Raw genomic sequence first — 23,961 nt, forward strand, 5'->3', positions numbered from 1 at the left:
CGCGAAACGCTGGCGTAGCATGACCAGAAATCGTCCGGTACCCGCCGAGGACTGGAACGGAAGGCCACCCCCACCGTGAACGCACCCGCAGCGCCAGAGCCCCGAGCCGAGGACCGACCCGCCCGGCTGACCGTCGGAGTCGTCGGCGCGGGCCGCGTGGGCCCCGCCCTCGCCGCCGCCCTCCGGCTCGCCGGGCACCGGCCCGTCGCCGTCTCGGCGGTCTCCGACGCCTCCCGGCGCCGCGCCGCGGAGCTCCTGCCCGACGTCCCCGTCGTGGAGCCCGCCCGCGTCCTCGCCCTCGCCGACCTGGTCCTGCTGACCGTGCCGGACGACGCGCTGACCGGCCTGGCCGAGGGCCTCGCCGACACCGGGGCCGTCCGGCCGGGACAGCTGATCGTGCACACCTCCGGGCGGTACGGGACCCGGGTCCTGGACCCCGTCCGGCGCGCGGGCGCCCTGCCGCTCGCCCTGCACCCCGCGATGACCTTCACCGGCACCGCCGTCGACGTCCAGCGCCTGGCCGGCTGCTCCTTCGGGGTCACCGCGCCGGACGAGCTGAGGCTGGCGGCCGAGGCACTGGTGATCGAGATGGGCGGCGAGCCCGAGTGGATCGCGGAGGACGCCCGCCCGCTCTACCACGCGGCCCTGGCGCTCGGCGCGAACCACCTGGTCACCCTGGTGGCCCAGTCGATGGAACTGCTGCACAAGGCCGGCGTCGCCGCCCCGGACCGCATGCTCGGCCCGCTGCTCGGCGCCGCCCTCGACAACGCGCTGCGGTCCGGGGACGCGGCCCTCACCGGCCCCGTCGCGCGCGGCGACGCCGGCACGGTCGCCGCCCACGTCACCGAGCTGCGCAAGCACGCCCCCGGCACGGTCGCCGGCTATCTGGCGATGGCCCGCACGACCGCCGACCGCGCGCTCGCGCACGGCCTGCTCAAGCCCGAGCTGGCCGAGGACCTGCTGGGCGTGCTCGCCGAGCCCCCAGCCGGCACGACCGGGGCCGCGGGAGCGGCCGACGGGCCGCAAGGAGACGACCGATGAGCCCGCTCGACCGCGACCGCACCGCGAGCGCCCGGCCCGACCGCCGCCACCAGCCGGCCGGGCTCCTCCGCACGGCCGAGGAGCTCCACGCCGCCGCGGCCCGCTTCGGGACCCCCGGCGGGAACGCCGTCGTCATGACCATGGGCGCACTCCACGAAGGCCACGCCTCCCTGGTCAGGGCAGCCCGCGAGCGGGTCGGCGACCAGGGCTTCGTCGTCGTCACCGTCTTCGTCAACCCGCTCCAGTTCGGCGCCGGCGAGGACCTCGACCGCTACCCCCGGACCCTCGACGCCGACCTCGACGTCGCCTTCGCCGCGGGCGCGAGCGCCGTCTTCGCACCCGCCGTCGACGAGGTCTACCCGGGCGGGGAGCCCCAGGTCCGGATCGCCGCGGGTCCCATGGGCGAGCTCCTCGAAGGCGCCTCCCGGCCCGGCCACTTCGACGGGATGCTGACCGTCGTCGCCAAGCTGCTCCACCTCACCGCCCCCGACCTGGCCTTCTTCGGCCAGAAGGACGCCCAGCAGCTGGCCCTGATCCGCCGGATGGTCCGCGACCTGAACTTCCCGGTCGAGATCGTCGGCGTGCCGACGGTCCGCGAGACCGACGGGCTCGCCCTCTCCAGCCGCAACCGCTACCTGTCGGCCGACGAGCGCCGCACCGCCCTGGCGCTGTCCGGTGCGCTGTTCGCCGCCCGCGACCGGCTCGCCGCCCAGGAGGCGCTCCGCGCGCGTGCCGAGGCCCTGCCCGGCGCCCAGAGCCGCGCCGACGCCCTCTCCCGGCTCGGCGAGGCCCGGGCCGCCGCCGACGCCCACGCGGTGGCGCAGGCCGCCGACGGCTGTGGCGCCGACGCCGTGCGGGCCGCGGCCCGCGCCGTCCTCGACGACGCGTCGCGGGCCCGGCCGCCGCTCGTCCTCGACTACCTGGCCTTGGTCGACCCGGCCGACTTCACCGAGGTGCCCGACGACCACGACGGGGAGGCCGTCCTCGCCGTCGCCGCGCGCGTCGGCGCCACGCGGCTGATCGACAACACCCCCCTCCTCCTCGGAGCCCCCATGTCCACCACGTTCGGAGCCGCCCAGTGACCGGAATACGGCTGCACGCCCCCGCGCCCGGCTGGGCCATCGAAGCCGACGTCGTCGTGGTCGGCTCCGGCGTCGCCGGCCTCACCGCCGCCCTGCGCTGCACCGCCGCCGGGCTGCGCACGGTCGTCGTCACCAAGGCCCGGCTCGACGACGGCTCCACCCGCTGGGCCCAGGGCGGCATCGCCGCCGCCCTCGGCGACGGCGACACCCCCGAGCAGCACTTGGACGACACCCTGGTCGCCGGCGCCGGCCTCTGCGACGAGCGGGCCGTCCGCGCCCTCGTCACCGAGGGCCCCGACGCCGTCCGCCGGCTGATCGCGACCGGCGCCGACTTCGACAAGACCGCCGACGGCGAGATCGCGCTGACCCGCGAGGGCGGCCACCACCGCCGCCGCATCGCGCACGCGGGCGGCGACGCGACCGGCGCCGAGATCTCCCGCGCCCTGGTCGAGGCGATACGCGACCGGGGCGTGCGCACCATCGAGCACGCCCTCGTCCTGGACCTCCTCACCGACGCCGAGGGCCGCACGGCGGGCGTGACCCTGCACGTCATGGGCGAGGGCCAGCACGACGGCGTCGGCGCCGTCCACGCGCCCGCGGTGGTCCTCGCGACCGGCGGCATGGGTCAGGTGTTCTCCGCGACCACCAACCCGGCGGTCTCCACCGGGGACGGAGTCGCGCTCGCGCTGCGTGCCGGGGCCGAGGTCTCCGACCTGGAGTTCGTCCAGTTCCACCCCACGGTGCTCTTCCTCGGCGCCGGCTCCGAGGGCCAGCAGCCGCTGGTCTCCGAGGCCGTGCGCGGCGAGGGCGCCCACCTGGTCGACGCCGACGGCGTCCGTTTCATGGTCGGGCAGCACGAGCTCGCCGAGCTGGCGCCCCGGGACATCGTCGCCAAGGCGATCACCCGCCGGATGCAGGAGCGCGGCACCGAGAACATGTACCTCGACGCCCGCCACTTCGGCGCCGAGATGTGGGAGGAGCGCTTCCCCACGATCCTCGCGGCCTGCCGCTCGCACGGCATCGACCCCGTCACGGAGCCGATCCCGGTCGCCCCCGCCGCCCACTACGCCTCCGGCGGCGTCCGTACCGACCTGCGGGGCCGGACGACCGTGCCCGGCCTGTACGCGTGCGGCGAGGTGGCCTGTACGGGCGTCCACGGCGCCAACCGGCTCGCCTCGAACTCGCTCCTGGAGGGCCTGGTCTTCGCCGAGCGGATCGCCGACGACATCACCGCGGCCGCCCCCCGCGCCGCCGGCGCCCCGGTGCTGCACGCGGCCCCGGTGACCCTGCCGCTGCCGGTGGCCGGCGCCCGGACCCGTATCCAGCGGATCATGACGGCCGGGGCCGGGGTCCTGCGCTCGGAGGCCAGCCTGCGGGAGGCCGCCGAGGCCCTCGACGCCCTGCACAGCGACGCCCTCGCGGGCGGCAGCGACGACACCAAGGCCGGCGAGCCCGGCGTCGACGCCTGGGAGACCACCAACCTGCTGTGCGTCTCCCGCGTCCTGGTCGCCGCCGCCCGCCGCCGCGAGGAGACCCGCGGCTGCCACTGGCGCGAGGACCGCCCCGACCGCGACGATCCGCACTGGCGCCGGCACCTCGTCGTCCGCCTCACCCCGGAGCGGGCCCTCGACGTCCGGACGACCGGCACGCACGACTTTCCCCCCACCTCCGATGCCCCCAGGGAGCCGTAAGTGAGCACGCCCGAGGAAGCCCGTCCGCAGCCCGTGGACGTCCCTCTCATCCAGATCAACTCGGTGTCCTCCGAGGAGGAGGAGGCCGGCGGCTGCGGCGACGGCTGCGGCTGCGGCGGCGGCGAGGAGTTCGAGTGCGGGCTCGACCCGGCGCTCGCCGAGCTCCTGGCGGCGGCCGGCCTGGACCCCGTGCAGGTCGAGGACATCGCCCACCTCGCGATCGCGGAGGACCTCGACGGCGGCGTCGACGTGACGACCGTGGCGACCGTCCCCGAGGACGCCGTCGCCACCGCCGACTTCACCGCCCGCGAGGCCGGTGTCGTGGCCGGCCTGCGCGTCGCCGAGGCCGTCCTCTCGATCGTCTGCGACGACGCGTTCGAGGTCGAGCGGCACGTCGAGGACGGCGAGCGCGTCGAGGCCGGGGCCGTGCTCCTCAGCGTCACGGCCCGCACCCGCGACCTGCTCACCGGTGAGCGCAGCGCGCTCAACATCCTGTGCCGCCTCTCCGGCATCGCCACTGCCACGCGTGCGTGGGCGGACGCCCTGGAGGGCACGAAGGCCAAGGTCCGCGACACCCGCAAGACGACCCCGGGGCTGCGCGCCCTGGAGAAGTACGCGGTCCGCTGCGGCGGCGGCGTCAACCACCGCATGTCGCTCTCCGACGCGGCCCTCGTCAAGGACAACCACGTGGTGGCGGCCGGCGGCGTGGCCCAGGCCTTCAAGGCCGTGCGGGAGCTGTTCCCCGAGCTGCCCATCGAGGTCGAGGTCGACACGATGCACCAGGTCCGCGAGGTCCTGGAGGCGGGCGCCGACCTGATCCTGCTGGACAACTTCACCCCGCTGGAGACCGAGGAGGCCGTCGCCCTCGTCGCGGGCCGCGCCGTCCTGGAGTCCTCGGGCCGGCTGACCCTGGAGAACGCCGCCGCGTACGCCGCGACCGGGGTGGACTACCTGGCCGTCGGCGGCCTCACCCACTCCTCCCCGATCCTCGACATCGGCCTCGACCTGCGCGAGGTGCGGGCCTGATGCTGCTCACCATCGACGTCGGCAACACGCACACGGTCCTCGGTCTCTTCGACGGTGACGAGATCGTCGAGCACTGGCGGATCTCCACCGATCCGAGCCGCACCGCCGACGAGATGGCGGTCCTGCTCCAGGGCCTCATGGGCATGCACCCGCTGCTCGGCGTCGAGCTGAGCGACGGCATCGAGGGGATCGCCATCTGCGCGACGGTCCCGTCGGTGCTGCACGAGCTGCGCGAGGTCACCCGGCGGTACTACGGGGACGTCCCGGCGGTCCTGGTGGAGCCGGGCGTCAAGACCGGCGTCCCGGTCCTCACGGACAACCCCAAGGAGGTCGGCGCGGACCGGGTGATCAACGCCGTCGCCGCCGTCGAGCTGTACGGCGGCCCGGCGATCGTCGTCGACTTCGGCACCGCGACGACGTACGACGCGATCACCGCGCGCGGGGAGTACGCGGGCGGGGCGATCGCGCCCGGCATCGAGATCTCGGTCGAGGCGCTCGGCGTCCGGGGCGCCATGCTCCGCAAGATCGAGCTGGCCCGTCCGCGCAGCGTCATCGGGAAGAACACGGTCGAGGCGATGCAGTCCGGCATCGTCTACGGCTACGCGGGCCAGGTCGACGGCGTCGTCGCCCGCATGAAGCGCGAGCTCGCCGGTCCGGCCGGCGACCCGTCGGACGTGACCGTGATCGCGACCGGCGGCCTCGCGCCGATGGTCCTCGCCGACTCCAAGGAGATCGACCACCACGAGCCCTGGCTGACCCTGATCGGCCTGCGCCTGGTGTACGAGCGCAACGTGTCCCGCATGTGAGCCCGGCACCACCCCGGACGACCCGGCCGGGGGCGACCCCGCCGCCCCCGCCGGCATCGGCGCGCCGGAATGATCGCTAAGAGGAAATTGTCCGATTAGCGCGTATCGTCGGCCCATGCCCACGCCATACGGATCCCGCGGCGGCATGGCGTTCAGCGCGGACGAGCTGCGTGTGCTCCGCCGTGCCCTCGCCGTCGCCCTCCACCCCGCCCCCCTCCAGGACGAGGACGTCCGGGACGCGCTGCGCCTGGCCGAATCCGTGGACGAGGCGGTGCGCGAGGCCGGCCGGCTGCGCGCCTTCCTCTTCGACGACCTGGCCCGGTACCGCGAGGCGCTGCCCGGTTCGCTCAGCGGCTACCTGGAGCTCCTCCAGGACGCCCTCGCCGCCGGGTACGACCCCGCGGCCGACGACCTCGCCGCCCTGCGCGCGCTGCGCCGCAATCCCGCCGCCGCCGCGCTGCTGGCCCGCTGCCAGATCCTCGCCGAGCGCTCGGTGCGCGCGCGCCTGGCCCGGGTCTCCCAGGCCACCGCCACCCCCGCGGCCGCCGCCCCCCGGGCCCGGCTGCTCGCCCTCCCCGGCGGGCGCGCGGCGGCCGACGAGCCCAAGCCGCGGCCGCCGGTGCCGACCGAGCGCCCGGTGCCCAAGCCGTCCGAGGTCTTCCCGCCGCGCCGGAGGCCCGTTCCGCCGCCCCCGCCGGAGGAGCGTGTCGCCGGATAGCTAGTCTGGTCGCCATGGACTACGTATCCGCGCTCGTGCCCCCCGTCGTGATGGCCGTGTTCTTCTTCGGCATCGTGGCCATCATCATCAAGAGCCAGGGCGGCCCGAACAAGGCCAAGGAGGACGCGATCGTGGACGCCGCGATCGCCCGCGCCGAGGCCGTCCGTCAGTCCTCGGACAAGGACTGACCGCCCGCACGGACCACCGCGGCACCCGGGACGTACGACCCTTCGAGGTCGTACGTCCTTTTTGTTGGTTTTCCTTCGGTCAATGACCTGTTGTCGCCGCTTTGCGCACTAAAATGACGTTGTGCCCCGTCCTTTGGGAGAGCTGGAAGACGCCGTCATGACGCGCGTCTGGCAATGGAACCGCCCGGTGACCGTCCGGGAAGTTCTGGAGGACCTTCAGCAGGAACGGTCCATCGCCTACACCACCGTCATGACCGTCATGGACAATCTCCATCAGAAGGGCTGGGTCCGCAGAGAAGTCGAAGGCCGTGCCTATCGATATACGGCGGTCTCCACCCGCGCCGCATACGCGGCCGCGCTGATGAACGAGGGCTGGGCCCAGAGCGACAACCCCGCCGCCGCGCTCGTCGCCTTCTTCGGGATGATGTCGCCGAACCAGCGCGAGGCGCTGAACGACGCCATCCGCATCGTCCAGCGCGACAACCCGCTGCCCGCGCCCGCTCCCGCGCCGCCCGAGGAGGGCCCCGGCGAAACCGGGGGCCAGGAGCGATAACCGCGGCGCCGGGGCGATAGCGTCCCCCCATGTCGCCGTCCGCTTCCCCGGCCGCCTCCGCGGCCTCCGCCAAAGCCGTCACCGTCCGCAGGGCCCGTACCGGAGATGTCGCCGCGGTCCGCCGTCTCGTCGACCCCTTCGTCCGGCGCGGGATCCTGCTCGACAAGGCGACCGTCACCCTTTACGAGTCCATCCAGGAGTTCTGGGTGGCGGAACGCGACGAGGACGCCGAGGTCGTCGGCTGCGGCGCTCTCCACGTGATGTGGGAAGACCTCGCGGAAGTCCGCACTCTCGCCGTCGATCCCGACTTCAAGGGCGCCGGCGTAGGACATCAGGTGCTGGACAAGTTGTTGCACACGGCCCGATGGCTCGGGGTGCGGCGGGTATTCTGCCTGACCTTCGAAGTCGACTTCTTCGCGAAGCACGGCTTCGTCGAGATCGGTGAGACCCCGGTGGACGGAGATGTCTACAGCGAGCTCCTCCGTTCCTATGACGAGGGAGTCGCCGAGTTCCTCGGTCTCGAACGAGTGAAGCCGAACACCTTGGGCAACAGCCGGATGCTTCTGCACCTGTGAGCCGGAACCGGCGGAACGCCGGGCGGAACCCCGCGGAACGCCGGACGGAACCCCGGCGGAACCCTATGTCCGAATCGCGCACGTTTCCCGCGGTGCCGGGGTTCTGAACCTCTCCCAGGGGTTTGTGTTTTTCCGGGAAAAGCGGTTTCCTTTCCGCGTACTGCATTTTCGATGAAAGGAAATCCGGTGGCACAGAAGGTTCAGGTCCTTCTTGTCGACGACCTCGACGGCGTCGAGGCGGACGAGACCGTGACGTTCGCGCTGGACGGCAAGACCTACGAGATCGACCTCACCACCGCCAACGCGGAAAAGCTCCGTGGCCTGCTCGAGCCGTACACCACGAGCGGACGTCGTACCGGTGGCCGCACCACCGGCGGACGCGGCAAGGGCCGCGCCGTGGCGACGGGCAGCCAGGACACCGCGAAGATCCGCGCGTGGGCCAAGGAGAACGGCATGAACGTGAACGACCGCGGTCGCGTTCCCGCCGACATCAAGGCCGCTTACGAGGACGCGAACCGCTGAGGCGTCAGCTGCTGAGCCGCCGGGCCCCCGGTCCGGGCACTCAGCAGCCGCGCCCGGTGGCACTCCGCGGCCGCGGCGGCCACGAGACGCACCAGGCACGGGGCGGCCCCCTCGCCCCACGGCGCGGACCGCAGCGCCGGCAGCGAGGACTCGACCTCGTGGCCCGGTGCCGGGGCCCGCAGCCACACGGCGGCGCCCGGCGCGCCGGATCCGCCCCGCCCCGGGGGAAGGGGCGCGGTCATCCGGCCGTCGGTGCCCAGTACGGCGAGGTCCAGCGCGATCCCGCCCCACTCGAGCCAGTCGAGCAGGCCGGGCACCTCCTCCGCGCTCCCCGCGGCCACCAGCAGCAGCATCCGGCGCCCCAGCAGGGCCACCGGACCGGTCGCCGGACCCACCCTGCGCAGTACACCGCGGCCGGCTGCGGCGGGCAGCTCCAGGACGTCGAAGCGCACTCCCGTGACCAGCCGCACCGGCGGCCCGGGCACCGTCGCCCAGCCGAGCCCGTCCTCGTACCACCGGGCGACACCGTCATCGAGCGGCGTACGGGGGAGCGGCACGGTGAGGGGCATGCCCGGGGAACTCCTCCGGGGACGCATCGGTTACGGCCGGGGCGGATGCGACGGGCGTCCGGATCCCGGTCCACGATGACCCTGCGTCGCGTTCCGGGCACGCACGGTGTCCGAGATGGGGCGTACGAGTGCATTCGGCCGCGCAAGGGTGTTCGCTGGTAGCGGAGGGAACCGGGGGGCGCCGCATGGAGTGTCCGTCCTTACGGGTAAGACATTCCTAGTGGAGAGGGGCGACTCGCGGGCCACGGCGTCTCACGTTCGCCATCGGCGTAGTGAAGGCGCAGGTAACTACTTGGCCTGCGGGAACATCGTCTCGCACCATCGGGTTGGAGCATTTGTCGGCTGTTCGGCAGCAGGTCTCCCCGCGGAAGAGGGGGTGATCCGGACGGATGTCGGCAGTTGGAATGAGCGGTCCCCGCTTGCGGGACTAAGCTGCGGAAGGACAGGGAGGGGATCGACCCCTAACTGACTGACCGCTCTGAGGAGCGATTAACGATGTTCGAGAGGTTCACCGACCGCGCGCGGCGGGTTGTCGTCCTGGCTCAGGAAGAAGCCCGGATGCTCAACCACAACTACATCGGCACCGAGCACATCCTTCTGGGCCTTATCCACGAGGGTGAGGGTGTCGCCGCTAAGGCCCTGGAGAGCCTCGGGATTTCGCTCGAGGCGGTCCGCCAGCAGGTGGAGGAGATCATCGGTCAGGGCCAGCAGGCCCCGTCCGGGCACATCCCCTTCACCCCTCGTGCCAAGAAGGTCCTGGAGCTCTCGCTCCGCGAGGCCCTCCAGCTCGGCCACAACTACATCGGCACCGAGCACATCCTGCTCGGCCTGATCCGCGAGGGCGAGGGCGTCGCCGCCCAGGTCCTCGTGAAGCTGGGCGCCGACCTCAACCGGGTGCGGCAGCAGGTCATCCAGCTGCTCTCCGGCTACCAGGGCAAGGAAGCCGCCACGGCCGGCGGTCCTGCCGAGGGCACCCCCTCGACGTCCCTGGTGCTCGACCAGTTCGGGCGCAACCTCACCCAGGCCGCCCGCGAATCCAAGCTCGACCCGGTCATCGGGCGCGAGAAGGAGATCGAGCGGGTCATGCAGGTGCTGTCCCGCCGCACCAAGAACAACCCGGTGCTCATCGGCGAGCCCGGCGTCGGCAAGACCGCCGTCGTCGAGGGCCTGGCGCAGGCCATCGTCAAGGGCGAGGTGCCCGAGACCCTCAAGGACAAGCACCTCTACACCCTCGACCTCGGCGCGCTGGTCGCCGGCTCCCGCTACCGCGGTGACTTCGAGGAGCGCCTGAAGAAGGTCCTCAAGGAGATCCGCACCCGCGGCGACATCATCCTGTTCATCGACGAGCTCCACACCCTCGTGGGTGCGGGTGCCGCCGAGGGCGCGATCGACGCCGCCAGCATCCTCAAGCCGATGCTGGCCCGCGGTGAGCTCCAGACCATCGGTGCGACCACGCTGGACGAGTACCGGAAGTACCTGGAGAAGGACGCGGCCCTGGAGCGCCGCTTCCAGCCCATCCAGGTCGCCGAGCCGTCGCTGCCGCACACCATCGAGATCCTCAAGGGTCTGCGCGACCGGTACGAGGCGCACCACCGGGTCTCCATCACCGACGAGGCCCTCGTCCAGGCCGCGACCCTGGCCGACCGGTACATCTCGGACCGCTTCCTCCCGGACAAGGCGATCGACCTGATCGACGAGGCCGGCTCCCGGATGCGCATCCGCCGGATGACCGCGCCGCCGGACCTCCGCGAGTTCGACGAGAAGATCGCCGGCGTCCGCCGCGACAAGGAGTCCGCGATCGACTCGCAGGACTTCGAGAAGGCCGCCTCGCTCCGCGACAAGGAGAAGCAGCTCCTCGCCGCGAAGGCCAAGCGCGAGAAGGAGTGGAAGGCCGGCGACATGGACGTCGTGGCCGAGGTCGACGGCGATCTGATCGCCGAGGTCCTCGCGACCGCCACGGGCATCCCGGTCTTCAAGCTGACCGAGGAGGAGTCCAGCCGCCTGCTCCGCATGGAGGACGAGCTCCACAAGCGCGTCATCGGGCAGAAGGACGCCGTCATCGGCCTCTCGCGGGCCATCCGCCGTACGCGTGCCGGTCTGAAGGACCCGAAGCGTCCCGGTGGCTCGTTCATCTTCGCCGGTCCGTCCGGTGTCGGTAAGACCGAGCTTTCGAAGGCGCTCGCCGAATTCCTCTTCGGCGACGAGGACGCGATGATCTCCCTCGACATGTCGGAGTTCAGCGAGAAGCACACGGTTTCCCGCCTCTTCGGTTCGCCGCCCGGATACGTCGGCTACGAAGAGGGCGGCCAGCTCACCGAGAAGGTGCGCCGCAAGCCGTTCTCCGTCGTCCTCTTCGACGAGGTCGAGAAGGCCCACCCCGATATCTTCAATTCCCTTCTCCAGATCCTGGAGGACGGTCGCCTGACCGACTCCCAGGGCCGGGTCGTGGACTTCAAGAACACGGTCATCATCATGACGACCAACCTCGGGACCAGGGACATCTCGAAGGGCTTCAACCTGGGCTTCGCCGCCCAGGGCGACACGAAGTCCAACTACGAGCGGATGAAGGCCAAGGTCAGCGACGAGCTGAAGCAGCACTTCCGCCCGGAGTTCCTCAACCGTGTGGACGACATCATCGTCTTCCCGCAGCTGACGCAGGAGGACATCCTCCAGATCGTCGACCTGATGATCAGCCGCGTCGACGAGCGCCTCAAGGACCGGGACATGGGCATCGAGCTCTCCCAGTCCGCGAAGGAGCTGCTCGCCAAGAAGGGCTACGACCCCGTGATGGGCGCCCGGCCGCTGCGCCGGACGATCCAGCGCGAGATCGAGGACTCGCTGTCGGAGAAGATCCTCTTCGGCGAGCTGCGTCCCGGTCACATCGTGGTCGTGGACACGGAGGGCGAGGGTGACGAGCGCACCTTCACCTTCCGCGGCGAGGAGAAGACGGCTCTGCCGGACGCCCCGCCGATCGAGGCGACGGGCGGCACGGGCCCGAACCTGTCCAAGGACGCGTAGGCGTCCCGCGACTGAGCGGTAGCGCCAAGGGGCGGCCCCGGAACCTGAACGGTTCCGGGGCCGCCCCTTTCGTATGCCCGGTGGTTCAGCCGCGGATCTCCACGTCGGGGGAGAGAGCCTCGGTGCCGGTGAAGCGGCTGAGGGTGCCCACGACGGCGCGGAGCCCCGTCAGGGGGGCCAGCGGCGTGAGGTCGTGGGGTCCCTCGTCACCGGCTCCCACCAGCCGCAGCGCGCTCAGGCCCGGGAAGGCCCGCGCGACGAGGCCGAGCGGGGTCGGCTCCTCGCCGCAGTGCACATGGAGCACCTCCGTCCGCGGCAGCCGCAGGCCCGCGGGGAGGCCCGCCAGGGTCTGCGCGTGCAGCGAGAGGAACGACAGCTCCGGCAGGGAGGCCAGGACGCCCCAGTCCGCCTCGTCCACCGTCGTCTCGCCGTAGAGCTCCAGCGCGCGGAGACGCGTGAGAGGGCGGAGCCCGGCCAGTCCCCCTCGGGGGTGTCCGATCACCACGAGGGACTCCAGCAGGCTCTCGGCGGCGGCCGGCCCCAGGTGCCGGGTGAGGGACCCCGAGATCTGCAGGCTCCGGGCCCCGGCGATCACCTCGCGCAGCACCGCCATGCCGTCGGGGGAGAGGCCCGGCCGCAGGTCGAGGCTGATCGGGCGCAGTCCGAGGCGGACGATCTCCGAGGCCTGCGCGTCGGAGACGAGCGTGAAGTCGAGGAGCCGGGGGTCGAGCCGCGCGATGATCTCCTCCGCGTACGGCGCGCTCGGGAAGCGGGACCAGCCCCACATCAGCTGTGAGCGGACCGCCAGGTCGGGGTGGTCGGTGAAGCGGGCGAGGTAGGGCAGCGTCGCGTCGTGGGCTACGTGCGTCGCGGTGATCACCACGTCCAGTGCCTGCTCGTGGGTGAGGCCCTCCGGCCCTGGCAGCAGGTCCAGGACGGCCCGGCCTGCCGAGGCCAGCTCGCGCGCCTCCTCCGAGCCGCGCGGCGGGATCTCCTCCGCGGTGAGGGCCAGGATCCGTTCCCTGATCTCCGGTGCCACCTCCGTCGCGTGGTCGAGCGCCGTCGCCGCCACCACCAGGACGCGGAGCCGGATGCGGCGGTCGGGCGCCGCCTCCGCCGCCTTCAGCAGCTCGTCGAAGATCTCCGCGCACTCGCGCGGGCGGGCGTGCCCGACGGCCATGCGGATGACGTCCTCCCACTGGTCGTCCGCCGCGTGCCGGACGAGGACGCCGATGTCCCAGCGGTCCACGAGGGCCTTGGCCGCCAGGTAGTCCTGGAAGGTGCGGTGGACGAAGTCGACCGTGTCCGCGGTCGGCTCGCGCAGCAGACCGCTGCGGTGGAGGAGGTGGGTGAAGACCGCGCCGGGGTCGTACCCGGCCGCCTCGGTGATCGCCGGCACCGCCTCCCGTACGACCGACTCCGCGTGCGCGCGGTCCATCGTGGTGCGGCCGTTGAGGGTCAGCCAGTAGGCGAGGCGCTGGATCAGCTGGATCTGGGGCGCGTCGCCCAGCTCGACGCCGTACGGGGTCCCCATGTCCCGCTCCCGGTCCCGGCGCGACAGCAGCATCGCGAGGGCCGCCTCGTACAGCGCCTTGCGGCCGCGGGGCAGGAAGCCGCGCCTCCCGTGGTGCAGGGCGCAGATCAGCCCGCACATCAGGGGGCTGGTGGCGAGCCGGGCGACGTCCGCCGTCGTGCGCAGGGCGTCGAGGAGCGGCTGCTCGTACGGCGCCGCGGCCGGCCCGGCGGCCCGGTGCCAGCGCTGGACGAACGTGGTGACCTCGGCGGCGGACATGGGGGCGAGGGTGAGTTCGGCGAAGCCGTCGGCCGCGAGCCAGTCGTCGCGCACGGCGGTGGGCCGGGAGGTCACGAGCCAGCGGTTGCCGTCGTAGACGTCGAGCAGGTCGCGGAGCCAGCGGCGCGCGCGGTCGCGTTCGGCCTCGGGGATCTCGTCGATGCCGTCGACGAGGACCAGGCCGCGCCCGGCGGTGAGGACGCGGTCGGTCCAGCCGTCGGGTGGGGAGAGCGGGCAGCCGGCGGCGGAGAGGAAGCGGTCGGGGGCGGGGAGGCGCTCGCCGTGGCGGGTGAGGGCGCGCAGGGGGAGGACGAAGGGGATCCGGCCGCGGAGGTACGCCATGTCGTCCGCGGGGTCCTCACGGGTGGCCGACACCGCCAGCCACTGGATGAGCGTGGTCTTGCCCGAGCCGGCCGCGCCGCGCAGGAGGACCCTGTCGTGGTGGGCGAGGATCCGGTCGGCGCGGCCGTCCACCGGATCGCCCCGGCGGTAGGGCGCGGTGGGGTCGGCGGACAGGGCGCCGACGGAGGAGACACCGAAGGCGTGTGCTCCGGCGCTCGCGGTCTCGGCCCCTGCCGCCGCCATGCCCATGCCCGTCCGCCCCGGGCCCCCCGTCGCCTCCAGCGACAGGTACGCCACGTCCAGCGGCCACTTCTCCGGTGCGTCCCGCAGGTCCACCCCGTAGATGGTCAGCCGGCCGTGCTTCTTCGCCAGGTGGGTCAGGTAGCGCCGCTCGAACTCGGCGTCCCGGCCGTCCGCCCGGGGCACCCGGCGGATGACCTCGTCCATCTTGGCGATGAGTTCGCCCTGCCCGCGGGACTGCTCCACCAGGGTGCGGGCGATGAACGTGGAGCGCTGGGTGAAGAACTCCAGGATGTGGAGGCAGGCCCACTCCGTCAGCGACTCCAGGTAGCGGACCGAGTCCGCCGACAGGCCGTCCGGGGCCGGGGCGGCGGCGCGCAGGCGGCGGGCGAGGGCGGTGTGGCCGAGCCGGACGGCCTGGACGTCGTCCATGTCGAGGTCGCCGAGGGCGAGGAGGGTGGCGGCGAGGGCGTCGGTGACGGCCTCGGTCTCGTCGGCGGGGAAGGGGCGCTCGCCGGGCCCCTCCGCGGACCGGCGGACCAGCGTGTCCGCCAGCTTCCGGACGTCCTTCTCGGTCAGCGTGCGCCTCTCGCCGCGGAAGGAGACCAGGGAGGAGAGCCTGACCTTCTCCGAGCGGCCCGTGAGTCCTGCCCCCGGACCCTCGCTGACCAGCAGTTTCTTCAGGATCGGGCCGATCGCGGCCGAGGCGAGCCGTGTGCCGATGAGTGCCGGTTCCATGTGTGTCCCCCCGTGGTTCCCCGAAGCGGTCAGCGTAGTGCGGGACGGCCCTCCGCACGGCTGGGCCGCGTGACCCAGATCCCATCGGCGGCCCGCGGCTGGTGACAAGGCGCACAGGGGTTTCGAGGGGTACTAACCGGAATAGTGCTGACCATTGGTGCCGATTCGGGACGATCGGGAGAGAACCGGCGGGACCTTGGTCCCCGAGGGTCCCGAACCGGACGGCAGACGGCGTTCTGCTCGGTTCGGCGGTCCGTGACATGCGGATAAACCGGTTCTCTTGTGCCGTTATGTCCGATTTCGAAGGTGGCCCGCGGGGCCGTCAAGAGCTGAACTTCCCGGGAGATCGCTACGAGCCGATGTCGTAGATGGGGTGTTTTGGGATGGCTCGGGGTCCGGGTTACCAAGGATGAGCAAGCCCGACGCAGCGCACCGTTCGCGTCGGGTCCCGTACTTCCCGGAGGTTTCCCCCGTATGTCGAAGCGCATGAACCCCGCCGCCCGTGTCACCGTCGTCGCTCTCGCCGCCGCCGGCCTGGGAGCGACGATGGTGACCGGAGCCGGGTCCGCCTTCGCCGCCGAGGGCAAGGCCGCCGCCGCCCCGGTCGCGGTCACCGCGTCCGCCGCCGTCGCCAAGCAGGCCGACGTCCAGGCGCACGCCGCCGCCCAGGTGAAGGCCGCTGCCGCGAAGGCCGTCGCCACGAAGGCCGCGGCCGCGAAGAAGGCCGTGACCGTGAAGCCGGTCGCCGCCAAGAAGGCCGCCGCCTGGGTCAAGCCCGTCTCCGGGTACACGCTGAGCGCCAGCTACAACCAGGGCGGCGCCATGTGGGCCCACAAGCACTCCGGCCAGGACTTCGCCGTTCCGGTCGGCACCCCCGTCAAGGTCGCCGGCTCCGGCACCGTCGTGAAGGCCGGCCCGAACGGCGGCGGCGACGGCCCCGCGTACGGCAACGCGATCGTCGTCAAGCACGCCAACGGCACGTACTCGCAGTACGCCCACCTGTCGAAGATCAAGGTGCACATCGGCCAGAAGGTCCTCGTCGGCCAGCAGATCGCCCTCTCGGGCAACACCGGCAACTCCTCCGGCCCCCACCTGCACTTCGAGATCCGTACGACCCCGAACTACGGCTCCGCCGTGAACCCGGCCTCCTTCCTGCGGTCCCACGGCGTCTCCATCTGAGCCGTACGAACCGGCATCACGAGGCCCGGTGGGCCTGGTTGAGCAGATCGAGGGCGACCTCGAGGGTGGCCCTGTGCTTCTCCTCGGGGTCGCCCTCGATGTTCTGCATGAAGAACGTGCCCGCGTGCAGGGTGAAGATCGCGCTGACGCAGCGCACCTGGTCCACCATCGGGAAGTCCGGCTCCTGGATCAGCCCGGTCAGCGCGAGCATCCGCTCCTTGAACGTCAGGCCGACGCTCAGCTCGCGGACCGTCGCCTGGTTCTCCTGCATGAAGCGGAAGAGCGGGGCCGCCGCGCGCAGCGCCACCTGGTAGCGGCGCAGCACCTCCTGCCGGGTCTCCAGGGTCCGGGGCTGCTCCTCGGCCCAGGCGATCAGGTCGTCCATGGGCCGGGTCAGGTCCTCGAAGATCCCGACGAGGATGTCCTCCTTCGTCTTGAAGTGGTAGTAGAGCGCCGCCTTGGTGACGTCGAGGCGTTCCGCGATCTCGCGCAGTGAGGTCTTCTCGTAGCCCTGCTCCGCGAAGAGGTCGAGGGCGACGTCCTGGATGCGCTGGCGGGTGTTGCCTCGGGCCATGACTGCCCTCCACTTTCCAAAGAACTTACTTGACGACCGGCAAGTTACAGGTCTACCGTCCCCAGTGTAGTAACTAGCCGGGCGGCAAGTAAGGGAAGAACATGACGACGCAAGCCACAGCGACACCGGCACAGGGGGAGACGGAACCGCAGCCACGCAGCGTCCGCGTCGTCCTGCTCGCCCTGATGATCGCGATGCTCCTCGCGATGCTGGACAACATGATCATCGGCACCGCGATGCCGACCATCGTCGGCGAGCTCGGCGGCCTGGAGCACCTCTCCTGGGTCGTCACCGCCTACACCCTGGCCACCGCCGCCTCGACCCCCCTCTGGGGCAAGCTCGGCGACATGTTCGGCCGCAAGGGCGTCTTCCTCACCTCGATCGTGATCTTCCTGATCGGCTCGGCGCTGAGCGGCATGGCCCAGGACATGGGTCAGCTGATCGGCTTCCGGAGCATCCAGGGCCTCGGAGCCGGCGGCCTCATGGTCGGCGTCATGGCGATCATCGGCGACCTCATCCCGCCCCGCGAGCGCGGCAAGTACCAGGGCATGATGGCCGGCGTGATGGCCCTCGCCATGATCGGCGGACCGCTGGTCGGCGGCACCATCACCGACCACTGGGGCTGGCGCTGGTCCTTCTACATCAACCTGCCGCTCGGCGCCGTCGCCCTCGCCATGGTCACCACCGTCCTGCACCTGCCGAAGAAGCAGCGCGCCACGGGCACCCGGATCGACTTCCTCGGCGCCGGGCTGCTGACGCTCGGCATCACCGCGATCGTCCTGGTCACCACCTGGGGCGGCACCGAGTACGCCTGGGGTTCGGCCACCATCGTCGGCCTCGCCGTCGGCGGAGCGCTCGCCCTCGCCGCGTTCCTCTACGTGGAGACCCGCGCGAGCGACCCGATCATGCCGCTGCACATCTTCCGCAGCCGCAACTTCACCCTGATGTCCCTGATCGGCTTCATCACCGGCTTCGTGATGTTCGGCGCGGTCCTCTACCTGCCGATCTTCCAGCAGTCCGTCCAGGGCGCCTCGGCCACCAACTCCGGTCTGCTGCTCCTGCCGATGCTGCTGTCGATGATGGTCGTCTCTCTGGTCGTCGGACGGTTCACCACCAGCACCGGCAAGTACAAGATCTTCCCGATCGTGGGCGGCGCGCTCATGACGGTCGGTCTCTTCCTGCTCTCCACGATGGACACCGACACCTCGCGGCTGGTCTCCGGCGTCCACATGGCGGTCCTCGGCGCCGGCATGGGCTTCCTGATGCAGATCACCATGCTGGTCGCCCAGAACAGCGTGGAGATGAAGGACATGGGCGTCGCCTCGTCCTCCACCACCCTCTTCCGGACGCTCGGCTCCTCCTTCGGCGTCGCGATCATGGGCGCGCTCTTCACGAGCCGCGTCCAGGACGAGATGGCGGCGCGCGGCGGGTCCGGCCTCACCGAGCGGACGGCCCAGCTCGACGCGGCCAGCCTGGCCAAGCTGCCGGAGGCGCTCCGCGGGGCCTACCAGCACGCGGTCGCGACGGGCACGCACGGCGCCTTCCTGGTCGCCTCCGCGGTCTCCGTCCTCGGTCTGGTCCTCGCCTTCTTCGTCAAGGAGGTGGCGCTCCGCGGCGCCGGCCCCGCCGCGTCCCCGACGGCCGCCGGGGACGACGGCACGGTGAAGGTCGCCGAGAAGGTCTGACCCTCGGGGAGGACACGCGCGTACGGAGGTGGGGCCGGTCCCGAGTCGGGACCGGCCCCACCTCCGCACGTCCACACCTTCGCCCGCGCACGACCGCCGGCGGCCGACCGCTCCGGCCGTCCCTCAGTCCGCCGGCCGCAGGATCGGGAAGCTGCCCGTGTTCGTCGGCGCGTGATCCGGCAGCCACAGCACCGCGATGGCCCCGCCCACCCCGTTCGGCGAGGCCTCGGACGCCACGTTCCGGAAGGTCAGCCGGGCGCCGAGGACCCGCGCCTGGCCCGACGCGATGGTCAGGCCCAGCCCGTGGCCCTGGCCCGCCCGGTCGCTCGTCCCCGTGCGGAACCGGCTCGGCCCCTCCCGGAGCAGCGCCCCCGGAAAGCCGGGGCCGTGGTCCCGGACCCGTACGACGCGGCCCTCGACGGTGACCTCCACCGGCGGCCTGCCGTGCTTGGCGGCGTTGGCGAGGAGGTTGCCGAGGACGCGCTCCAGACGCCGCGGGTCGGTGTTCACCCAGGAGTCGTGGACGACCCGGACGACGACCTCCGGGTCCAGCGCCCGCACCCGCCGCTCCACGAACTCGCCGAGAGCGATCTCCTGCAGCTCCGCCCGCTCCGACGCGCTGTCGAGCCGGGCGACCTCCAGGACGTCCTCGACCAGCGTCCGCATCGCCTGGGCCCGGTCCCGCACGAGCTCGGTCGGCCGCCCCGGCGGCAGCAGCTCGGCCGCCGTGAGCAGCCCGGTCACCGGGGTGCGCAGCTCGTGCGCGATGTCCGCGGTGACCCGGCGTTCGGCCTCGATCCGCTCGTTGAGGGCGTCGGTCAGGGCGTCGACCGCCCACGCCAGGTCGTCGGTCTCGTCCCGTACGACCCCGCCGACGGCCTCCCTGACCCGCACGTCCGTGTTCCCCTGGGCGACCCGGCCGGCCGCGACGGCGGCCTTCCGCAGCCGCCGCGAGAGCTGGCCGCCGATGAGCACGCCGAGGGCGCAGCCGCCGAAGACCACCGAGACCGAGCCGACGACGAGGGCGCGGTCCAGATCGTTCATGATCGTCGCGCTGCGGTCGGCGAACGGGATGTGCAGCGAGAGCACGTCGCCGTTGGCGAGCGGCACCGCCGCCCACACGTCGGGCGGCCCGCCGTGCCGGTGCTCCTGTACGTACGTGCCGCGGCGCTTGTCCCGCATCAGCTGGTCCAGCTGGCCGGGCAGCGCCGGGTCGTTGATCTTCGTGCCGAAGCGGGGCTCCTTAGGCTTCGACGTCTCGTACAGCCGCTGGGCGAAGAGCAGCCGCTCCATCTGCACCTCGCGGGCGTTGTCGAGCATCGAGATGCGGGCGGCGTTGTGCACGACGACGCTCAGGGTGATCGCGATCAGTGCGCCGACGGCCGCGATCGCGACGGCGATCTTCCAGCGGACGCCGGTGCGGAGGGGGAACGGCCTCACCGGGACCCGCCCGTCTCGGGGGGTGTCGTGTGGGTCATGCCGTCCTAGCTCTTGAGCTTGTAGCCGAAGCCGCGGACCGTCTCGATCCGGTCCTGGCCGATCTTGGCCCGCAGCCGCTGGACGTGGACGTCCACGACCCGGGTGTCGCCGCCCCAGCCGTAGTCCCAGACCCGCTCCAGGAGCTTGTCCCGGGACAGGACGGTGCCCGGCGCCGACGAGAACTCCAGGAGCAGCCGCATCTCGGTCGGCGTCAGCGCGACCGGCGTCCCGCCCCTGCGGACCTCCATGCCGTCGGTGTCGACCTCCAGGTCGCCGAAGGCGAGCAGCCCGCCGCCGTCCGCCCCGTCCTCCTCGTGCTCGCCGGGACCGAGGCCGCCCGCGTGCCCGAAGCGGCGCAGGACGGCGCGGATCCGGGCCATGAGCACGGCCCCGTCGAAGGGCTTGGTCACGTAGTCGTCGGCGCCGGCCTCCAGACCGAGGACGACGTCGATCGAGTCGGCGCGCGCGGACAGCATGATCACCGGAACGGTCGACTCGTCGCGGATGCGGCGGCAGAGGCTGACCCCGTCCATGCCCGGCAGCATCACGTCGAGCAGGGCGATGTCCGGCCGCTGCGCGCGGAAGGCGTCCAGTCCGGAGAGTCCGTCGGGCATGGCCGTGACCCGGAAGCCGTCCCGCTCCAGGGCGAGCTGGGTGGCCTCGCGGATGACGTCGTCGTCCTCGACGAACAGGACATGGGTTTCGGCCATCGTGCGTGTCCTTACGATCTCAGCGGGTGGGGGGCGTACGGCTCAGTCGGCGGGGGGCGCGCTCGGCGCGGGGTCGGTCACCTCGCCGTCGCCCACGGCCCGGCTGTAGTCGTTGTGCACCCAGTCGTGCTGGGTGAACCTGTTCCCCGACCAGCGGTACGTGATCACGTCCTCGCCCGAGGGGTACGCGACCGGGTCGCCCTTCGCGTACACCTGCTTGGTGACGACGAGGTCGCCGCGGTCGATCGTGGCGTAGACGGCGGCGTCCTCCGCCATGAACACGTTCTCGTAGGCGCCGCTCTGCCGCCGGTAGACGTACGTGCCGATGCCGACGGCGTCACCGCAGGTCATGACGTTGACGACGACGTCCGGCGCGGACGCGTTCGTCAGGTTCCCGTACGAGGCGTCCACCGGGTACGCGTCGGCGACGCAGGGCTTGAGATCGGCCTTGAACCGCTCCCCGATCTTCGGGTCGGCCTTCAGCAGCTTGATCGGATCCACCCGCTCGGCGGACCGCTGCTCGCCGTCGGCCGAGGGCGACGGGGTGGGCGCGGCGGCGGCCAGGTCCTTGGTGGAGGCCGCCCCCTCGTCCCGGGAGCCCGTTCCGCCGGTGGAGCAGGCGGCCATGGACAGCCCGACGGCGACGAGCCCGGCCGCCGCCGTGATGCTCGCCGCCTTGGCGGTACGGCGCCGGCGGCGCCGGCCGGTTCCGTACCGGTCGTCGCCGCCGGAGCCGCCACCGCTGTCGATGCCGCCGTCGCCGTCGTGTCTTCTGCCGTCGGCTTCGCCGTCTAGGCCGCGCACCGCTCCCGCCCCCGTTCGTCGCCTCGTACGGTCGTCCGCTCTCCGGTCCGGCCCAGGGCGCGGGCGTCCAGATCACGGCTCTCCAGCTCCTGGCGGAGCCGGGCGAGCGCCCGGTGGAGTGTCGACTTCACGGTACCGGTCGACATGCCGAGCGCCGCCGCCGTCTCCTCGGTGCTCATCTGCTCCCAGTGCCGCAGGACGACGACGCTGCGCTGCTTGGGGGCGAGGACCTTCAGGATGTCCATGAGGAGGGCCCGGTCGGCGTGCTGCTCGGTCGGGTCCTCGACGGAGGCGTCGGGCAGCTGCTCGGTGGGGACCTCTTCGAGCTTGCGGGAGCGCCACCACTCGGTCCGGGTGTTGATCATGACCCGGCGGAGGTAGGCGTCGGCCAGGGACTTGTCGGCGATGCCGTCCCAGCGGCCGAACGTGCGGGCGAGGGCCGTCTGCAGGAGGTCCTGGGCGTCGACGGGGTCGGCCACGAGACGACGCGCACTGCGCAGCAGCGCGTCCTGCCGCGTGCGTACGTACTCCTCGAAGTCGAGCACCTCGCCATGCCTCATCCGAACCGCCTCCGAACCCCGTGACCAGCTTTTCCTCGTGTCGTCGACGACCGTACGGAGCGCTTGTCACGGGGTTGTGCGGGGCAGCCGTCGGTGGACGCACGGCTACCCATCGGTTGTGTAACAGCGGTTGGGAGGCGGCGGGGCCGCCCGGGCACCCCCGGGTGCTGGGCGGACGCCCACCGGCTCGGCGGCGGGAGGACACCCCCGGACCCGGCCCCGGCGACGGCCGCGGCGCCGGCCCGGGGCCCTCGGCTCAGGACACGGGGAGCCGGTAGAGCCCGTGGTCCAGCGGTTCGACCAGGCCGTCGGCGACCAGGCCGTCCAAGGCCCTGGCCCGCTGCACCGGCTCGTCCCAGACCTCGTCCAGGACCGCCTGCGCCACCGGGTCGGCGGACTCCCGGAGCACCGCGAGGAGCCGGCCCCTGACCTGCCGGTCCGTCCCGGCGTACGCCTGGCCGCGGCGGGGCGGGCCGTCGTGCGCGGGCTTCCCCGAGAGCAGCCAGGCGCAGTTCTCCGCGATCGGGCAGCGCCCGCAGTCCTCGTTCTTCGCCGTGCAGACGAGCGCGCCCAGCTCCATCGAGGCGGCGGCCCAGCGCGAGGCCGTGGCCTCGTCCGCCGGCAGCAGCGCGCGGGCCAGCCGCCGCTCCGCCGCCGTCGTCGCGTTCGGCGGGTACTGGACGCCCGTGGCCGCGCGCGCGAAGACCCGGCGCACGTTGGTGTCCAGGACGGCGTGCCGCTGTCCGTAAGCGAAGGAGGCCACCGCGGCCGCCGTGTACTCGCCGATGCCGGGCAGTGCGAGCAGCTGCCCGTGATCGCTGGGTACGTCGCCGCCGTGCCGTTCCTTTATGGCCACGGCCGCCGCGTGCAGCCGCAGGGCCCGGCGCGGGTAGCCGAGCCGGCCCCAGGCGCGGACCGCCTCGCCGGGGGCGTCGGCGGCCAGGTCGGCCGGCCGCGGCCAGCGCGCGAGCCACTGCTCGTACACCGGCAGAACCCGGACGACGGGCGTCTGCTGGAGCATGAACTCGCTGACCATGACGCCCCAGGCGCCCGCCTCGGGACGGCGCCAGGGCAGGTCGCGGGCGTGCCGGTCGAACCAGGCGAGGACGGGCCCGTGCAGCTCGGCGGGGGGCGTCGGGAGGTCCGGGGCCCCGGCGGCGGCGGGGACGGCGGGCGTGAGGGGAGCGTCGATGGAAGTCATGGCGTCTCCGATCCTGGCACGTCCCCGAGGTGATCAGTACGCGCCGTGACGGGCGCGCGGAGTGTCCTCGGCGCGCGCGGGGGCGTGAGCCGACGGTCCGCGCCCCGCGCACCACGCCACGGCCGAGCTCCGGCTCGACCGGGCCGTCTCCACGAGCGCGCCCACCGGCCGGACCGCCGCCCGCATGACGAGGAAGGCGATCAGGGCGCCGAGGAGCAGGCCGACGGTCACGTCGTGCGGGTAGTGCACCCCGACGAAGACCCGGGAGAACGCCATGAGCAGCGCCATCGGCACGGTCAGCCACCCGATCCCGCGCCAGGAGAGCGCGAGGGCGATCGCGGCCGCCCCGGCGATGGCCGAGTGGTTGCTGGGGAAGGACCAGTCGCCGTACGGCGGGCAGGTGATGAGCGCGTCGGGCGCTCCGACGACGGCGCGGCACGGGCGTTCCTCGTCGACCAGCGACTTCAGGGACTCGCTCACCACGTACCCGAACGCCGTGGCGAGCGGAGCGAGGAGCGCGAGGGCCATCGCCCGGCTCGAACCCTCGCGGGAGCGCCACCAGCCGGCCAGGAACAGCGCGCCGAACAACAGCAGTCCGGCCTCGGTCCAGACCTCGGCGAGCCACTGGAACCAGTGGGGGGTCGCATGGGCGAAGTCGGCGACATCGAGGTAGAGCCGGTCGGAGAGGTCGAGGAGGGTGTTCATGGTGCATGACGCTAACCGGAATCCGGAGTGCCCCGCCCCGGGCCAACGGCCACACCGACCCCCGACGAAAGTGGGGGTGCCGGGGATTCGGCATGGTTGGCACCGTTTTCGGGTGGCGTGGGATGGCTCCCGGGGCGGTGCCGCGAGAAAAGTTCCCCGTACC

General features: G+C 72.5%; 22 protein-coding genes. 13 read left to right on the forward strand and 9 right to left on the reverse strand.

Going from position 1 to position 23,961, the window contains the following annotated elements; genetic code table 11:
- The first annotated feature begins 75 nt into the window (after positions 1–75).
- The 10 genes from ACF09E_RS24415 (at position 76) to ACF09E_RS24460 (ending at position 8,202) form a co-directional block, all read left to right on the forward strand.
- On the forward strand, positions 76–1,041 hold the full coding sequence (locus ACF09E_RS24415) for a Rossmann-like and DUF2520 domain-containing protein (RefSeq protein WP_392207006.1): 966 nt from the start codon (positions 76–78) through the stop codon (positions 1,039–1,041).
- The gene (panC, locus tag ACF09E_RS24420; RefSeq protein ID WP_392207008.1) at positions 1,038–2,123 is read left to right on the forward strand and encodes a pantoate--beta-alanine ligase; all 1,086 of its coding nucleotides are present in this window, start codon (positions 1,038–1,040) and stop codon (positions 2,121–2,123) included. Before ACF09E_RS24415 ends, panC begins: the two co-directional genes overlap by 4 nt.
- Positions 2,120–3,814, forward strand: a complete 1,695-nt coding sequence (locus tag ACF09E_RS24425; protein ID WP_392207010.1) for an L-aspartate oxidase — start codon at positions 2,120–2,122, stop codon at positions 3,812–3,814. The genes panC and ACF09E_RS24425 overlap by 4 nt, the downstream gene beginning before the upstream one ends.
- Positions 3,815–4,840 (forward strand): carboxylating nicotinate-nucleotide diphosphorylase, encoded by a 1,026-nt coding sequence (gene nadC / locus ACF09E_RS24430; RefSeq protein ID WP_392207012.1) that lies wholly within the window; start codon positions 3,815–3,817, stop codon positions 4,838–4,840. It abuts the gene before it with no gap.
- The gene (locus ACF09E_RS24435) at positions 4,840–5,646 is read left to right on the forward strand and encodes a type III pantothenate kinase (RefSeq protein ID WP_388801350.1); all 807 of its coding nucleotides are present in this window, start codon (positions 4,840–4,842) and stop codon (positions 5,644–5,646) included. The genes nadC and ACF09E_RS24435 overlap by 1 nt, the downstream gene beginning before the upstream one ends.
- Positions 5,647–5,791: 145 nt before the next feature.
- Complete coding sequence (locus ACF09E_RS24440) at positions 5,792–6,364, forward strand: hypothetical protein (protein WP_392207106.1); 573 nt, start codon at positions 5,792–5,794, stop codon at positions 6,362–6,364.
- Between the two features lie 14 nt (positions 6,365–6,378).
- Positions 6,379–6,552, forward strand: a complete 174-nt coding sequence (locus ACF09E_RS24445) for a hypothetical protein (protein WP_198955885.1) — start codon at positions 6,379–6,381, stop codon at positions 6,550–6,552.
- A gap of 121 nt (positions 6,553–6,673) precedes the next feature.
- Positions 6,674–7,105 (forward strand): BlaI/MecI/CopY family transcriptional regulator, encoded by a 432-nt coding sequence (locus tag ACF09E_RS24450; protein WP_392207014.1) that lies wholly within the window; start codon positions 6,674–6,676, stop codon positions 7,103–7,105.
- Between the two features lie 29 nt (positions 7,106–7,134).
- Positions 7,135–7,680, forward strand: a complete 546-nt coding sequence (locus tag ACF09E_RS24455; protein ID WP_361858104.1) for an amino-acid N-acetyltransferase — start codon at positions 7,135–7,137, stop codon at positions 7,678–7,680.
- A gap of 186 nt (positions 7,681–7,866) precedes the next feature.
- Positions 7,867–8,202 (forward strand): Lsr2 family protein, encoded by a 336-nt coding sequence (locus ACF09E_RS24460; protein ID WP_030324199.1) that lies wholly within the window; start codon positions 7,867–7,869, stop codon positions 8,200–8,202.
- On the opposite strand, the gene ACF09E_RS24465 is transcribed toward ACF09E_RS24460, so the two are convergent.
- On the reverse strand, positions 8,181–8,771 hold the full coding sequence (locus ACF09E_RS24465; RefSeq protein ID WP_392207017.1) for an SCO3374 family protein: 591 nt from the start codon (positions 8,769–8,771) through the stop codon (positions 8,181–8,183). The two genes, ACF09E_RS24460 and ACF09E_RS24465, sit on opposite strands and share 22 nt — an antisense overlap.
- A gap of 495 nt (positions 8,772–9,266) precedes the next feature.
- On the opposite strand from ACF09E_RS24465, the gene ACF09E_RS24470 reads away from it, so the two are divergent.
- Positions 9,267–11,789, forward strand: coding sequence for an ATP-dependent Clp protease ATP-binding subunit (locus tag ACF09E_RS24470; protein WP_388801337.1), 2,523 nt, complete (start codon positions 9,267–9,269; stop codon positions 11,787–11,789).
- Between the two features lie 85 nt (positions 11,790–11,874).
- Here the strand turns inward: ACF09E_RS24470 and ACF09E_RS24475 are convergent, their stop codons facing one another.
- Positions 11,875–14,901: an NACHT domain-containing protein gene (locus ACF09E_RS24475; protein WP_392207019.1), complete on the reverse strand. Its 3,027-nt coding sequence runs from the start codon at positions 14,899–14,901 to the stop codon at positions 11,875–11,877.
- Between the two features lie 474 nt (positions 14,902–15,375).
- Between ACF09E_RS24475 and ACF09E_RS24480 the strand changes: the two genes are divergently transcribed.
- A complete protein-coding gene (locus ACF09E_RS24480; protein WP_392207021.1) occupies positions 15,376–16,080 on the forward strand; it encodes a M23 family metallopeptidase in 705 nt (234 codons plus the stop codon).
- A gap of 16 nt (positions 16,081–16,096) precedes the next feature.
- Here the strand turns inward: ACF09E_RS24480 and ACF09E_RS24485 are convergent, their stop codons facing one another.
- Entirely contained in the window at positions 16,097–16,654 is a 558-nt protein-coding gene (locus ACF09E_RS24485; RefSeq protein ID WP_361858119.1) for a helix-turn-helix domain-containing protein, read from the reverse strand.
- A 101-nt stretch (positions 16,655–16,755) separates the two neighbouring features.
- Here ACF09E_RS24485 and ACF09E_RS24490 point away from each other — a divergent pair, with 101 nt between their 5' ends.
- Positions 16,756–18,339, forward strand: a complete 1,584-nt coding sequence (locus tag ACF09E_RS24490) for an MDR family MFS transporter (RefSeq protein ID WP_392207023.1) — start codon at positions 16,756–16,758, stop codon at positions 18,337–18,339.
- Between the two features lie 123 nt (positions 18,340–18,462).
- Here the strand turns inward: ACF09E_RS24490 and cseC are convergent, their stop codons facing one another.
- From cseC to ACF09E_RS24520, 6 genes are all read right to left on the reverse strand, one after another.
- Complete coding sequence (gene cseC, locus ACF09E_RS24495; RefSeq protein WP_392207025.1) at positions 18,463–19,779, reverse strand: two-component system sensor histidine kinase CseC; 1,317 nt, start codon at positions 19,777–19,779, stop codon at positions 18,463–18,465.
- Positions 19,780–19,823: 44 nt separating this feature from the next.
- Positions 19,824–20,528 carry a two-component system response regulator CseB gene (cseB, locus tag ACF09E_RS24500; protein WP_392207027.1) on the reverse strand — a complete coding sequence of 235 codons (705 nt, stop codon included), beginning with the start codon at positions 20,526–20,528 and terminating at the stop codon, positions 19,824–19,826.
- Positions 20,529–20,570: 42 nt separating this feature from the next.
- Positions 20,571–21,332 (reverse strand): hypothetical protein, encoded by a 762-nt coding sequence (locus ACF09E_RS24505; RefSeq protein WP_392207029.1) that lies wholly within the window; start codon positions 21,330–21,332, stop codon positions 20,571–20,573.
- A complete protein-coding gene (locus tag ACF09E_RS24510; RefSeq protein ID WP_361858215.1) occupies positions 21,320–21,892 on the reverse strand; it encodes a SigE family RNA polymerase sigma factor in 573 nt (190 codons plus the stop codon). The genes ACF09E_RS24505 and ACF09E_RS24510 overlap by 13 nt, the downstream gene beginning before the upstream one ends.
- Before the next feature lie 256 nt (positions 21,893–22,148).
- Positions 22,149–23,093 (reverse strand): A/G-specific adenine glycosylase, encoded by a 945-nt coding sequence (locus tag ACF09E_RS24515; protein ID WP_392207031.1) that lies wholly within the window; start codon positions 23,091–23,093, stop codon positions 22,149–22,151.
- Between the two features lie 33 nt (positions 23,094–23,126).
- Complete coding sequence (locus ACF09E_RS24520) at positions 23,127–23,798, reverse strand: phosphatase PAP2 family protein (RefSeq protein WP_392207033.1); 672 nt, start codon at positions 23,796–23,798, stop codon at positions 23,127–23,129.
- Between the last annotated feature and the right edge of the window lie 163 nt (positions 23,799–23,961).

The organism is Streptomyces sp. NPDC014891 (genome assembly GCF_043081085.1).
Taxonomy (GTDB): Bacteria; Actinomycetota; Actinomycetes; order Streptomycetales; family Streptomycetaceae; genus Streptomyces.

Excerpts from the sequence above, each read along its gene's own strand:
- ACF09E_RS24445 (WP_198955885.1), top strand. The coding sequence starts at position 6,379 with ATGGACTACGTATCCGCGCTCGTGCCCCCCGTCGTGATGGCCGTGTTC.
- ACF09E_RS24510 (WP_361858215.1), bottom strand. The coding sequence starts at position 21,892 with ATGAGGCATGGCGAGGTGCTCGACTTCGAGGAGTACGTACGCACGCGG.
- ACF09E_RS24520 (WP_392207033.1), bottom strand. The coding sequence starts at position 23,798 with ATGAACACCCTCCTCGACCTCTCCGACCGGCTCTACCTCGATGTCGCC.
- ACF09E_RS24475 (WP_392207019.1), bottom strand. The coding sequence starts at position 14,901 with ATGGAACCGGCACTCATCGGCACACGGCTCGCCTCGGCCGCGATCGGC.
- ACF09E_RS24435 (WP_388801350.1), top strand. The coding sequence starts at position 4,840 with ATGCTGCTCACCATCGACGTCGGCAACACGCACACGGTCCTCGGTCTC.
- ACF09E_RS24465 (WP_392207017.1), bottom strand. The coding sequence starts at position 8,771 with ATGCCCCTCACCGTGCCGCTCCCCCGTACGCCGCTCGATGACGGTGTC.
- ACF09E_RS24440 (WP_392207106.1), top strand. The coding sequence starts at position 5,792 with ATGGCGTTCAGCGCGGACGAGCTGCGTGTGCTCCGCCGTGCCCTCGCC.
- panC (WP_392207008.1), top strand. The coding sequence starts at position 1,038 with ATGAGCCCGCTCGACCGCGACCGCACCGCGAGCGCCCGGCCCGACCGC.
- ACF09E_RS24470 (WP_388801337.1), top strand. The coding sequence starts at position 9,267 with ATGTTCGAGAGGTTCACCGACCGCGCGCGGCGGGTTGTCGTCCTGGCT.
- ACF09E_RS24480 (WP_392207021.1), top strand. The coding sequence starts at position 15,376 with ATGTCGAAGCGCATGAACCCCGCCGCCCGTGTCACCGTCGTCGCTCTC.
- ACF09E_RS24490 (WP_392207023.1), top strand. The coding sequence starts at position 16,756 with ATGACGACGCAAGCCACAGCGACACCGGCACAGGGGGAGACGGAACCG.
- ACF09E_RS24515 (WP_392207031.1), bottom strand. The coding sequence starts at position 23,093 with ATGACTTCCATCGACGCTCCCCTCACGCCCGCCGTCCCCGCCGCCGCC.
- ACF09E_RS24455 (WP_361858104.1), top strand. The coding sequence starts at position 7,135 with ATGTCGCCGTCCGCTTCCCCGGCCGCCTCCGCGGCCTCCGCCAAAGCC.
- ACF09E_RS24485 (WP_361858119.1), bottom strand. The coding sequence starts at position 16,654 with ATGGCCCGAGGCAACACCCGCCAGCGCATCCAGGACGTCGCCCTCGAC.
- cseB (WP_392207027.1), bottom strand. The coding sequence starts at position 20,528 with ATGGCCGAAACCCATGTCCTGTTCGTCGAGGACGACGACGTCATCCGC.